Consider the following 13,269-nt stretch of genomic DNA (forward strand, 5'->3'; position numbering starts at 1 on the left):
TTTCACATCCAAAGACTCAAGCCGCGTTGACAAGGTAACGGGATACCAGCCAACCCGGCTTTAATTGGAGCAAAATTAAGAAATATTCCAGGAGTGTAAGCCCTTTTAGGTGAAAAAGAGCGTACGGCAATATGAAACAAGGGTGTGCCGGTTCTGTTGCGACACACCCTTGCCTGTCAATATTTCTGCCCGAAGACAGAAACTATGGGAGAAAATCAGCAATACAAGCTTACGATTCTTTCATAGAGTTCCTGCTTGCCGCTTACTTGCTTCGGCTCACCTACAGTCTTGGCATATTCAACCAACTGTTCCAAAGACATCTTGCCTTCTTCGAATTCCTTACCCTTACCGGAGTCAAACGAAGCGTAACGGTCAGCAAGCATCTTCTTGTAAGGAGACTCTTCGAGCAATTTGGCAGCGCACTCCAATGCACGTGCCATGGCATCCATACCGGAGATGTGTGCAATGGCAATGTCCTCCAAGTCGGTAGAGTTACGACGAGTCTTGGCGTCGAAGTTGCAACCGCCATTACCCAAACCACCGTTGCGGATGATCTGCATCATGGCCTGTACCAACTCATAGTTGTCAATGGGGAACTGGTCAGTATCCCAACCGTTCTGATAGTCACCACGGTTGGCATCGATAGAACCCAACATGCCATTGTCAACAGCCACAGCCAACTCGTGTTCGAAGGTGTGTCCTGCCAAGGTTGCGTGGTTTACCTCGATGTTTACCTTAAAGTCTTTCTCCAAGCCGTGTGCCTTCAAGAAACCGATAACCGTTTCAGTATCCACATCATATTGATGCTTGGTCGGTTCCATCGGTTTCGGCTCGATCAGGAACGTGCCGGTGAAGCCTTTGGCACGGGCATAGTCACGAGCCATGGTCAACATCTGAGCGAGGTGCTCTTTTTCACGTTTCTGGTCTGTGTTAAGGATGCTCATGTAACCTTCACGGCCACCCCAGAACACATAGTTGGTACCACCCAGCTCAATGGTAGCGTCAATTGCATTCTTGATTTGAACGCCAGCGCGGGCTACAACGTCAAATTCCGGGTTGGTAGCAGCACCGTTCATGTAGCGTGCGTGACCGAATACGTTGGCTGTACCCCACAGCAACTTGATGCCGGTTTCAGCTTGTTTCTGCTTGGCATAAGCCACGATTTCCTTCAAGTTAGCCTCATATTCTTCGATGGTATCGGCCTCTTCGCACAAGTCGATGTCGTGGAAGCAGTAGTACTCGATACCCAGCTTCTGCATGAATTCAAAACCGGCATCCATCTTGTTCTTGGCAGCCTGAACCTTGTCGGGGTCACCGTTCCAGGGGAACTTCTTCGTACCACCACCGAACTGGTCACCACCTTCAGCGCACAATGTGTGCCACCATGCCATTGCAAACTTCAACCAGTCTTTCATCTTCTTACCCATGATTACCTTTTCAGCATCATAATAGTGGTAAGCCATCGGGTTCTTACTATCTTTTCCTTCGAATTTGATTTTTCCTATTCCAGGAAAATACTCTTTTGTTGCCATAAGTCTTTTGTTTTTAAAGGTCAATTAATATGTTGTGTTTTATAAATCGTGTTTAGCGAACTACGTTAGCCAGACGCTCCTTCCACAAAGCGTATGCTGCCTGGTATTGTTCGGCCGCCTGTACGTCCGGCTCGATGACCTGCAGCTTCTTCAGTGTAGAGAAGGCTTCCGTGTTGTCTTTATAGATTCCGGCTCCCATACCGGCACCCTTGGCAGCTCCCACGGAACCATCAGTATCATAAAGCTCAATGGTGGCTCCGGTGACTCCGGCAAGTGTGTTGCGGAATATCGGGCTCAGGAACATGTTGGCATTACCTGCATGGATATTCGTAATGTGCATGCCCATCTGTTCCATCACTTCCATACCATATTTAAATGAGAACACAATACCCTCCTGTGCAGCACGCATGATGTGTGCACGTGTATGCGAGTTGAAGTTCAGCCCTTGCAAGGAACATCCCGGCTCCTTGTTGCCCAAGACACGCTCCGCACCATTGCCGAAAGGTATCACACTCAATCCCTGGCTGCCGATAGGTACTCCTGCCGCCAAATCATTCATTTCGGCATAAGAAACGTCCGTACCCATTGTCCGCTTGATCCAAGAGTTCAAGATACCCGTTCCGTTAATGCAAAGCAATACGCCCAAACGGGTCTGCTCGTCAGTATGGTTGACATGTGCAAAGGTGTTCACACGCGATTGGGGATCATAGTTCACAGTCCCGTTCACACCGTAAACGACTCCGGATGTTCCTGCCGTCGAAGCGATTTCACCGGGATTGAACACATTCAGGGAAAGCGCATTATTGGGTTGGTCACCGGCGCGATAAGTCACAGGGATACCTGCACGCAGTCCCAGTTCCTCAGCCACGGCAGCCGTCATGCGGCCCTGTTCGGAGAAAGTCGGACGTATGTCAGGGATCAAGGATTTATCAAAGCCGTAATACTCCATCAGGAAATCAGCGACACAGTTGTTCTTGAAGTCCCAGAACATTCCCTCGGAAAGACCCGATACAGTCGTGCAAACTTCTCCAGTCATCCGCATGGCTATATAGTCACCCGGCAACATGATTTTGTAGATGCGGGCATAGACATCCGGCTCGTTCTCTTTCACCCAAGCCAGTTTAGAGGCCGTAAAGTTGCCCGGAGAGTTCAACAGATGCGACAGGCATACCGATTCGCCAAGAGTCTCCAATGCTTTCTGTCCATACCCCACGGCACGGGAATCACACCAGATAATGGCAGGACGGAGCACCTGCAAATCCTTGTCAACACAAACCAGACCATGCATCTGATACGAGATACCGATGGCTGCAATCTGTTCTGCCGATACAGCCGACTGTTCCATGACAGCAGCAGTTGCCAGTTTCAGGTTCTGCCACCACATCTCAGGCTTCTGCTCTGCCCAACCCGGCTGGACAGCAATAATTTCAGCCTCTACTTTCGGATAGAATGCAGAAGCGATACATACGCCTGTTTCCGCATTCACCAAGCTAGCCTTTACCGAAGAGCTACCTATATCATACCCTAATAAATACATACTACTTATTATTTAATCTATTTTTAGTTACTGTTAGTTACGCATCTGGTTGTAAATAACCCGGTCAAACCGATAATATCGGGCGGCACGATGGGATACTCCCTGCTCCTTTTCCTCCAGGGGTACCACGTATTTCATCATGGAAATTCGTTTGTGGAAATTACGGACGTCGAACGAACGGTCGTAAACAATCTCATAAAGCCGTCGCAACTGTGCCGCGGTGAATTTACGAGGAAGCAAATCGAACAACACGGCCGGAGAATTTTCTACGTACTGACGGACATAAGCCAATGAGGCCTCCAAAATCTGGTTATGGTCAAAAGCCAACTCACCCACATCTTTTACAGACACCCAGCTAGCTTCATATTTATGAGACAGACGAGTATATTTACGGTCGATTTTCAACAGAGCCAGATAGGCAATCGTCACAATACGATCAATCTGGTTCGGCAAACTGTGGAAACGCTCCAACCAACCAACATCTTTCGGGTTACGAGTACGGTTCTTCGAGCCAAAAGCACGGAATTGAACCATCGGGACACTCTTCAACCCTGTCAATTCGTACAACACCCGTTTGGCTGCCTCATCCAAATCTTCGTCAACATAAATCAAACTTCCCGGGAGCTTATACATCGTTTCCTGTTCCGATTCGGATGCACCTACCTGCCTTACCAACAGGACGCGGAGCTCTTCTCCGTCAAATCCGATCAAAGAACAATCGACCGAGATATTAGGGCTTACTTGATGGTTTTCTTCACTCATCTGTGTTTTCATTGGTTTCCTTCATTTTTGCGTGACAAAAGTAGAGTAGTTCTTCCATATAAACAAATATATCAACTTCTTTTTTCTATGTTTTAAAACATTATTTTCCAAAGTTGTAAATATCGTCAATCGTACGATAAGCGTATAAGGCTTATCTTCCTCGATACAACTAGAAATCATTGACCCCTGTTCTGACCCTAAAAAGGCCTTATTCCAACATTTACAGCCTTGCAAAATACCTGTAATCCGATAAGATTTTGTAGAAAGAAAGATTATAAAAAAGCCGACGCCAATCAGTAATATCGGAGCAAATAAAAAGAAATGTCCTTATCAGCTCCCTTTCCTTCAGCCGGTCCGGCCAAGGAAGAGTTCCAATAAAGACATTTCTTTTTACTATTCAAACGGTTTTCAAACCGTCTTCAAACTCGCATTTTCAGTCTTTTGCCTGATGAACGGTAAGTTGCGGGAAGGGGAATCCGATGCCTTCCTTATTGAATGTTTCATAAACCACCCGGTTCATGTCAAAGTAGACATCCCAATAATCTGAGACTTTCGCCCAAGCACGCACCTTGATGTCCACGCTGCTTGCCGAGAGTGAGGAGAGTGCAATAAAAGGCTCCGGAGTCTTCAAAATGCGGTCATCAGCCGCAATGATTCTTTCCAAAACCGCTTTCACACGTTCGTAGTCTTCTCCATACTCCACTCCGAATGTCCACTCGGCACGGCGCATCTGCTGACGGCTGTAATTCGTAATGGCATTGCTGCTGAGCACGCCATTGGGTACATAGATGATACGGTCATCCAACATGGTCAGAATGGTATGGAAAATCTGTATTTCCTTCACCGTACCACTTACCCCATCGGGGCCATCGATAAAATCGCCCACTTTAAATGGTTTGAATACCAGAATGACAAGTCCTCCGGCAAAGTTTGAAAGATTGCCCGACAGTGCCATACCAATAGCAACACCGGCAGATGCCAACAAGGCTGCCAGACTGGTTGTTTCTACGCCCAGCTTACTGATGATGGCGAATGCCAGTACCAGATTGAGGAGGATACTGAGCAAACTCTTCAAGAAGGTCTGTACACTGCTTTCAAACTTACGGCGTTCCAGAATATTAGCAACCAGACGCATGATCTGGCGGATGATGAAACGTCCGATGACATAGATCAAAATTGCTCCCAAGATGTCCTTACCGGTCTCTACGCCCCAAGTAATCAGCTTATCGACCACCTGCTCGACATTGACCAAGGAAGTAGCATTTAATAAAGTAAACAACATAAAAATAATAGTTAGAATTAATAGTTCACATAAAATCGACCACAAAGATACAAACAGCCGGTCAATACACACAATCTGGAATGAAAAAGGTCAGGAAGAACAGACATGTGTCATGTTCTTCCCGACCCTTGGTCATTAATCAGCAATAACGCTGCCAGATTCTCAATAATTAGTCGGCTTCACCTGGAAGTAAGCTTGCGGATGAAGACATGCCGGACATACGGCAGGTGCCTCGGGACCTTCGAAAATGAAACCGCAGTTGCGACATTGCCAGATCACATTTTCCTTTTTCTTGAACACTTCTCCGTTTTCAACGTTGGCAAGCAGAGCACGGTATCTCTCCTCGTGTCCCTTCTCAGCCACAGCAATGTTGCGATACATGATAGCGATGGCAGGGAATCCTTCCTCATCGGCAATATCAGCAAACTTCGGATAATCAAGCGACCACTCTTCATGCTCGCCTGCAGCAGCTGCCTTCAGGTTCTCGGCTGTTGTACCAATAACACCGGCAGGATAGCTGGCTGTAATCTCAACCATTCCGCCTTCCAACCACTTGAACATACGCTTTGCATGCTCTTTCTCCTGATCTGCTGTTTCTGTGAAGATGGCAGCAATCTGCTCATAGCCTTCCTTCTTGGCTGCACTTGCAAAGTAAGTGTAGCGCATTCTTGCTTGTGACTCACCAGCGAAAGAAATCATCAGATTCTTTTCGGTACGTGTACCTTTCAATGACTTTTCCATAAATTATTGCTTTTAGTTAGTTAGTTTTCTTTGATGCAAAGGTATAAAATTATTTCTAAGATTGTAATTATTACAAAGTAATATTACGGTCCAGAAAGTTAAAAAAGCACAAACGGATGTTCCGCTTGACAGAACCTTTCTCCGGAAGCATACAGACATCCGAAGGCAATAAGCCTTTTCCCCTTCCGAAAAGTAAAAGGCAGCCCGAAGACTCTTGACCGGGGTCTTGGGCTGCCTATATATTATAAGGTATAAGGGTCAAGGCAGCATCACTTGATGATGCCTACTTTTGACTCTGTGATAAACTTGATGATGTTGTTGATTTCCTCTCCACGCGGCACCTGCTGCTCCACACGATAGATGGCATCGTCTACGGACGTATTGGCATGGTAGATGATGCGATAAGCATGGGCAATGTGCTTGATAATGGTTTCAGAGAAGCCGTTATGTTGCAGTACCTTTGTATTGATGCTGTAGAACGCGGCGGGTTCATGTGCTACTACCACGTAAGGCGGAACATCGTTCGAAAAGCGACATCCTCCCTGAATAACCGACCAGTCGCCCACCCGGATATGACCGGTCATGATAACCGACGAAGCGAGAATGGAATAATTGCCGACCGTTGAGCGTCCTGCCACTTGCGAACCATTGCCGATAATACAATGATTGCCGATGGTGGCATCGTGCGAAATACGAACTGCCTGCATGATGAAGTTACCGTCACCGATAACCGTCTCATGTTCGGGAGCTGAAGCGCGTATGATGACGGCATTCTCACGGATGACATTGTTGTCACCAATACGGACGATGGTATCTTCGCCCTTATGTTTGAAATCCTGGGGAGGTGTTCCGATAACTGCTCCCTGATAAATCACATTTCCACTTCCAAGGCGTGCGCCACTCATTATGCTTGCATATGGCATCACGACACAGTTGTCACCAATCACGACATTCTTGTCAATGTAAGCAAATGGATGGATTGTGACATTCTTGCCAATCTGTGCCGACGGATCGACATAAGCTAACGGACTAATCATAATCGTTATATTTAGAAGGTTAATATTTCGATAAGGTAACTAAGTGTGACAAAGCTATAAAAAAGGTTACATATTTACAAGCCTTTTCCACTGTGACTATGTAAAAAAGTCCGCTATTGAAGCTCAATAACGGACCTCTTATTTATCAACATTTCATTGTAAGCTCACCTTTATTCACCGGTCCTTCCACCACCCAATGCCTGGTAGAGACTGATGACTGACTGCAAGTAGTCATAATTGTCTTGAACCTGTGTAAGCTGGGCACTGAGAAGTGATTGCTGGGCTGTGATAACATCCAGGTAGGTGGTCTGTCCCACATCCATCAGCCCGATGGTTGCATCCACGGCCTCTTCCAAAGCTTTCACCTGCTTATCACGTTGCTGGCTCTTCTCACCGACGGTCTGGTAAGCAAACAGAGCGTTGCTCACCTCAGCACCGGCATCCAACACGGTCTGTTGGAAAGCGAGTTTTGCCTGCTCCTGCTGTGCCTTTGAAATCTTCAGGTTAGCAATCAGAGCGCCCCGGTTGAAAATGGGCTGGGTCAACGAAGCGATGGCGTTCTTCATGATTTGTGCCGGGTTCAAGTTGCCCGTAGTTCCGTTCGTCCATCCCAAGGTTCCGGTCAAGGAAATTTTCGGATAGAATGCCGAACGGGCCTTATTGGTCAGATAGAATGCATTGGCAAGCGACATCTCTGCGGCACGTACATCCGGACGGTTTGACAACAACTGCAAAGGAACTCCGGCATTGATGTCCTCAGGCATCTGCTGGTCTTCCAAACGTCCACGTTCAATGTGTTGGGGTGCCATACCCAGCAAGGTGGAAAGTGAGTTCTCGGTCTCACGGATGGTCTGACGAATCTCGGCAATGCTGGCAGCCACGGCATAGCAACTGGCTTCCGTCTGGGCAACTCCTGCCTTGTTGGACATACCTGCCTCCATCATATCCTGCATCATGGAGAGGGTCTGCGACCACTTCGCATGTGTCTCTTCGCTGATCTCCAGCTGACGGTCAAGCATCAGCAACGTATAATAGAGACTGGCAATATTGGAAATCACCTGCGAACGCACCGCCTGTTCGTATGCCTCGCTTTGCAGCAAAGTGGCGCGTGCACTCCGTGAAGCGTTCAGCAAGTTACCGAAGAGGTCAACCTCCCAGCTAGCGCTCAGCGGAGCCTGCCACGTACGATACGAAGAGGTATTCTCCATCTTGGTGATACCGCCTTGCGGAGAAAGGGTAAATGCAGGCAAGAAGGACAAACGCGCACTTGTCAGAGAGGCTTTTGCCTGCTCCACTTGCAGGATGGCGGTCTGCAAGTCGGTATTGTTGGTCAAGCCTTGCTCGATGAGCGCCTGCAACTTCGGGTCACGGAACATCTCACGCCAGGAGATATTACCCATGTTGGTCGTATCGCTGACCAGCGTATCGTTGACGGATACCGTATCCCGATATATCCCTTCAACGGAAATATCACTCGGGCGCTTATAGGAATTGTAGATGCCGCAGCTGCTGAACAAAGCAGCTGCGCCCATCAGTAATATTATCTGTTGTTTCTTCATTTTTCGTCTTTGTTTGAATATTGTTCAATATCCGGTTCAACCTCACTGCCGTCCATATCGGTCCATTCGATCGGTTTGAACTTCTCTTGCAGCCATTGGAAGACTACGAACAAAGTCGGTACGATGAAGATCTGGCATATCATACCGATCAACATACCGCCAATGGCAGAGGCTCCCAACGTACGGTTACCATGAGCACCGACGCCAAATGCGAACATCAACGGAAGCAAACCGATAATCATGGCGAGTGAAGTCATCAAGATAGGACGCAGACGGGCGGAAGCTCCGAGCACGGCAGCCCACGAGATACTCATACCCTGTTTACGACGGTCAAGAGCGAACTCGACAATCAGGATGGCGTTCTTCGCCAACAGACCCATCAACATAATCAAGGCAATCTGCATATAGATATCGTTTGACATGGTACCCAGCACCATCTTCAGTGCCGGGATGCTGCCCAACGCCGCAAATCCGTTCACAAACAGGAAGCTTCCCAACAGACCGCAGGGGATGGAGAGCAACACAGCCAACGGCAGCACGTAGCTTTCATACTGGGCACTCAACAGCAAGTAAACGAAGACGAGACAGAGCACGAAAATCAATCCGGTCGTGTTGGTTGTCTGAGCCTCCTCACGTGCCATACCTCCCAACTCATAGCCGAAACCTGTGGGCAGGTTCTGACTGGCAACTTCCGAAATGGCCTGCAACGCCTGACCGGAAGTGTAGCCGGCAGCCGGCGATACCATTACCTGAATAGAGGTGTACAGGTTGAAACGGCTGATTACATCCGGACCATAGATTCTCTTCATGGTCACGAACTGGGTAATCGGAGCCATCTCACCGTCACTGCCACGCACCTTGATGCTGTTCAGCGACTCCATATTCTTGGTTGCATCCGGCTCTGCCTGAATCATGACACGGTACATCTTACCGAAACTGTTGAAGTTCGACGCGTAGATACCTCCGAAGTATCCTTGCATGGTCGACAAGATGGTGCTCGGACTGATTCCGGCACGTTTGCAGGCCGCAACATCGATATCCATCTGATATTGGGGGAAGCTCGGGTTAAAGTTCGTGGAAGCCGAGCTGATTTCCGGACGTTCTTCCAAGGCAGCCATGTAAGAGTTGACAACCTCAAAGAAGTGGTCCAGCGAACCTCCGGTCTTATCCTGCATGTTCAACTCGATATCGGTTGAAATGGAGTATCCCGGAATCATAGGCGGAGCAAAGAACAATACCTGTGCATCCTTAAACAACTTCTGTGAACGCATGAACAGCGAAGCGACCACAATATCCGAGCTCTGCTGCATGGAACGTTCTTCCCAGTCCTTCAACTTGATAATGATTGAACCGTAGGAAGGTCCCTGACCACTACCGATAAAGCTGAAACCGGAGATCACGGTACGGGACTGTACGGCAGGCTCTGCGGCAATCAGGCTGTCAACCTTGTTGAGCACTTCCTGAGCACGCTCCTGAGAAGTACCCGGCGGCAAGGTTACGGCACCCATGATGGTACCGGTATCTTCATTCGGCACCATACCGGTCGGTGTAATGTTCATGAAGAATACCATCAAGGCAATCAATGCTCCCAGAAGACCGAAGGACAATCCTTTCCGGTGAATGAAGAACACGACATACTTGCGGTACTTGTTCAAGAGTGAGTTATAGGACTTGTTGAACGAAGCCTTGAACTTGTCAGTCGTCATTCCGGCAAAAGCCAGGATACTGATGATGATGAACAATATACAGAGCACCGGATGCTGGTCAAAGTTGAACATTCCGAAAATCATACCCAAGATGGCAACAATCACAAAGAGGATGACAATCTTCGGATTCAACCGCTTACCGATAGCGTCGGTGTACTTGCTGACCATAATCCGACGTGACTCCTTGTAAGCCGTATCCATACGCTCCTTCAGCGTCGTGTTCGAATTGTGAGGCTTCAGGAACAGGGCACACAAGGCAGGAGACAAGGTCAATGCGTTGATAGCCGAGAAACCGATAGCCAACGCCATGGTAATACCGAACTGCTGGTAGAACGTACCGGCTGTACCACCAATGAAGCTGACAGGAATAAACACGGACATCATGACCAATGTAATGGAAACGATAGCGCCACCCAACTCACTCATGGCGTCGATGGAAGCCAAACGCGAAGACTTGTAGCCTTGGTCCAACTTCGCATGGACGCCCTCGACGACGACTATCGCATCGTCGACGACGATCGCAATGGCAAGCACCATAGCCGACAACGTCAGCAAGTTCAAACTGAAGCCAATCAGCTTCATGGCGAAGAAGGTCGCAATCAAAGCCACCGGAATGGCAATTGCCGGGATCAACGTAGAACGCATATCCTGCAGGAAGATATACACGACGATGAACACCAGAATAAATGCCTCGATCAACGTCTTGACAACCTCATGAATAGAAGCGAACAAGAAGTCATTGGCACTCTGTGCAATACTGAGTCCGATGCCGTCGGGGAGATTCTTCTCATAGTCTGCAAGTACCTTCTCCAGGTTCTGGATGGTCTCTGTTGCGTTGGTACCAGCCATCTGATAAATGATACAGGTCACAGCCTTGTGTCCATTTACCATGTTGTTGAAACTGTAGTTCAAACGTCCCAGCTCCAGGTCGGCAACATCACCCAGACGGAGAATCTGTCCATCGGGAAGTGCCTTGATAACAATATCCTCAAACTCTGTCGCGCTGGACAAACGTCCCTTATAACGGATGGTGTACTGGAACGACTGGTTACCACGTTCACCGAACTGACCCGGTGCTGCCTCCACGTTCTGCTCGGACAATGCCGAAGTGATATCGCTGGGCAACAGCTTATACTGAGCCATCACATCCGGTTTCAACCAAATACGCATGGAGTAGTCGGCACTCATCGCATTGGCATCACCGACACCGTTCACACGTTTGATTTCCGGAATCAGGTTGATACTGGCATAGTTCTCCAAGAACTCAATGTTGTATTTGTCCTCCTTGTCATAAAGAGAGAAGATCATCAACATGGATGTCTGGCGCTTCATTGTCGTCACACCCACCTGGGTTACCTCGGAAGGCAGGAGTCCCTGAGCCTGTGTCACACGGTTCTGCACGTTGACCTGTGCCATATCAGGGTCTGTTCCCTGCTTGAAATATACTGTAATACGTGCCGAGCCGTTGTTTGTAGCGGTAGACTGCATGTACATCATGTTCTCCACACCGTTGATCTGGTCTTCCAACGGAGAGATTACAGAGTTCAGCACCGTCTGGGCGTTGGCACCCGTATAGTTTGCGCTCACAGAGATCGTCGGCGGCGCAATGTCCGGATACTGGGTGATAGGCAAGGTTGCCAAGCCTATGAAACCCAAGATTACCAACAAGATTGAGATTACGGTTGATAATACCGGACGATTAATAAACTTATCTAGCCTCATAGTTGAATCATCACTTTTTAATTAAATGCTGTTTCCAAATTACCTTCACGCTGGTCTTTCAGAGCCTGCTGGTATTTGGCCTCTTTCTGTTGCGGAGTGATCGGCACAATCTTCTGTCCGTTCTTCAGAGTCTGAACGCCTTCGGTCACAATCTTATCACCGTCCTTCAAGCCCTCTGTCACAACAAAAGTCTTTCCGTCATTCAGGTTATACACCTTGATTTCCGTATGCTTCAAGGTACTGTCCGGCTGCATTACATAAACGAACTTCTTGTCCTGGATTTCCTGTGTCGCACTTTGCGGAATGACACAGACGTTCTCCAACGCATAAGGGAAGATGATATTACCCGAGCCACCGCTACGCAACACATTTCCCTTGTTGGGGAAGACCGCACGCATACTTACCGAACCGGTGGTCTGGTCGATGACTCCACTCACGGCATCAATCTTACCTTCGGCATCATACATCGTACCATCGGAGAGCTGCAGCTTCACTGCCGGCATCTTTTCCAGCTGTTCCTTCAGGGTTCCACCGGCTTTTGTCATGTTCAACAGTTGCTTTTCGGTCATCGAGAAGTAAACATACATATCGCCGATTTCCGAAACCGTAGTCAACGGCTCTGCAATCGAAGCGCTGACCAGACTACCGACACGGTAGGGGAAAGTTCCGACTACACCGTCCGAGGGGCTGGTCACTGTACAAAAGCCCAGATTCTGCTGAGCGGCAACCAAGCTGGCTTTGGCTTGTGCCAAGGTAGCTTTGGCAGTCTCCAGGTTGTTCAACGCCGTCTGATAGTCAAACTGGCTGATAACCTTCTTATCATACAAAGTCTTCTTGTTCTGAGCCGTCAGCTCCATCGTGTGCAAGTTGGCTTCTGCCGATGCAACATTCGCTTTTGCCTGATTGGCTGCTGCTGCATATTGAGTCGGATCAATCTGGAACAAAGCCTGTCCCTTACGGACAGTGGCACCTTCATCCACGCACAATTTGACAATGAATCCTGAAACTTGCGGACGAATCTCGATATCCTGCATACCTTTGATTGTTGCGGGATACTGGGTAGTCTGCTGGCTTGAGGTGGAAGACACCGTCTCTACGGTGAATTCATTGTCACCCATCTTCATACCTTGGCTGCCGCCGCAGGCATTAAACAATAAGAGTGCCCCTGCACAAAGGACACCTGCACTTGAATAAGTGAACTTTTGTTTTGACTTCATATCCATATTATCTATTATAAATTGTTTTCTTTATACCCTGTTCTTTAAAAACTAAAAACTACAAAAAAGTTTCTCGTGCGCAAAAGTATATATTTGTTCGCTTTGTATCATACGCACAAGTAGAAGTTTGGCGAACTTTAACTAAAAGGCAAACTCCCCTATAGGATGATTAAC

9 protein-coding genes are annotated in these 13,269 nt (G+C 48.1%); all 9 read right to left on the bottom strand.

Translation table 11 applies throughout. From position 1 onward, the window contains the following. Positions 1 to 215: 215 nt before the first annotated feature. Entirely contained in the window at positions 216 to 1,532 is a 1,317-nt protein-coding gene (xylA, locus tag M3087_RS00385; RefSeq protein WP_022386029.1) for a xylose isomerase, read from the bottom strand. A 52-nt stretch (positions 1,533 to 1,584) separates the two neighbouring features. Then, positions 1,585 to 3,069: a xylulokinase gene (locus M3087_RS00390; RefSeq protein WP_249092954.1), complete on the bottom strand. Its 1,485-nt coding sequence runs from the start codon at positions 3,067 to 3,069 to the stop codon at positions 1,585 to 1,587. 33 nt (positions 3,070 to 3,102) lie between these two features. Then, positions 3,103 to 3,843: an NUDIX hydrolase gene (locus tag M3087_RS00395; RefSeq protein ID WP_410796730.1), complete on the bottom strand. Its 741-nt coding sequence runs from the start codon at positions 3,841 to 3,843 to the stop codon at positions 3,103 to 3,105. Positions 3,844 to 4,264: 421 nt separating this feature from the next. Further along, positions 4,265 to 5,113, bottom strand: a complete 849-nt coding sequence (locus tag M3087_RS00400) for a mechanosensitive ion channel family protein (RefSeq protein ID WP_022386026.1) — start codon at positions 5,111 to 5,113, stop codon at positions 4,265 to 4,267. A 162-nt stretch (positions 5,114 to 5,275) separates the two neighbouring features. Next, positions 5,276 to 5,854, bottom strand: a complete 579-nt coding sequence (rbr, locus tag M3087_RS00405; RefSeq protein WP_022386025.1) for a rubrerythrin — start codon at positions 5,852 to 5,854, stop codon at positions 5,276 to 5,278. A 269-nt stretch (positions 5,855 to 6,123) separates the two neighbouring features. Beyond that, positions 6,124 to 6,891 (bottom strand): acyl-ACP--UDP-N-acetylglucosamine O-acyltransferase, encoded by a 768-nt coding sequence (lpxA, locus tag M3087_RS00410; protein ID WP_022386024.1) that lies wholly within the window; start codon positions 6,889 to 6,891, stop codon positions 6,124 to 6,126. A gap of 170 nt (positions 6,892 to 7,061) precedes the next feature. After that, positions 7,062 to 8,450: an efflux transporter outer membrane subunit gene (locus M3087_RS00415; protein ID WP_249092956.1), complete on the bottom strand. Its 1,389-nt coding sequence runs from the start codon at positions 8,448 to 8,450 to the stop codon at positions 7,062 to 7,064. Beyond that, positions 8,447 to 11,878: an efflux RND transporter permease subunit gene (locus tag M3087_RS00420; RefSeq protein ID WP_249092958.1), complete on the bottom strand. Its 3,432-nt coding sequence runs from the start codon at positions 11,876 to 11,878 to the stop codon at positions 8,447 to 8,449. The genes M3087_RS00415 and M3087_RS00420 overlap by 4 nt, the downstream gene beginning before the upstream one ends. Positions 11,879 to 11,895: 17 nt before the next feature. Further along, positions 11,896 to 13,002 (bottom strand): efflux RND transporter periplasmic adaptor subunit, encoded by a 1,107-nt coding sequence (locus M3087_RS00425; protein WP_410796763.1) that lies wholly within the window; start codon positions 13,000 to 13,002, stop codon positions 11,896 to 11,898. Between the last annotated feature and the right edge of the window lie 267 nt (positions 13,003 to 13,269).

Source organism: Mediterranea sp. ET5 (genome assembly GCF_023337025.1).
Classification (GTDB): domain Bacteria; phylum Bacteroidota; class Bacteroidia; order Bacteroidales; family Bacteroidaceae; genus Phocaeicola_A.

Coding starts and splice junctions, on each gene's coding strand:
- xylA (WP_022386029.1), bottom strand. CDS start 1,532: ATGGCAACAAAAGAGTATTTTCCTGGAATAGGAAAAATCAAATTCGAA.
- M3087_RS00390 (WP_249092954.1), bottom strand. CDS start 3,069: ATGTATTTATTAGGGTATGATATAGGTAGCTCTTCGGTAAAGGCTAGC.
- M3087_RS00395 (WP_410796730.1), bottom strand. CDS start 3,843: ATGAAAACACAGATGAGTGAAGAAAACCATCAAGTAAGCCCTAATATC.
- M3087_RS00400 (WP_022386026.1), bottom strand. CDS start 5,113: ATGTTGTTTACTTTATTAAATGCTACTTCCTTGGTCAATGTCGAGCAG.
- rbr (WP_022386025.1), bottom strand. CDS start 5,854: ATGGAAAAGTCATTGAAAGGTACACGTACCGAAAAGAATCTGATGATT.
- lpxA (WP_022386024.1), bottom strand. CDS start 6,891: ATGATTAGTCCGTTAGCTTATGTCGATCCGTCGGCACAGATTGGCAAG.
- M3087_RS00415 (WP_249092956.1), bottom strand. CDS start 8,450: ATGAAGAAACAACAGATAATATTACTGATGGGCGCAGCTGCTTTGTTC.
- M3087_RS00420 (WP_249092958.1), bottom strand. CDS start 11,878: ATGAGGCTAGATAAGTTTATTAATCGTCCGGTATTATCAACCGTAATC.
- M3087_RS00425 (WP_410796763.1), bottom strand. CDS start 13,002: ATGAAGATGGGTGACAATGAATTCACCGTAGAGACGGTGTCTTCCACC.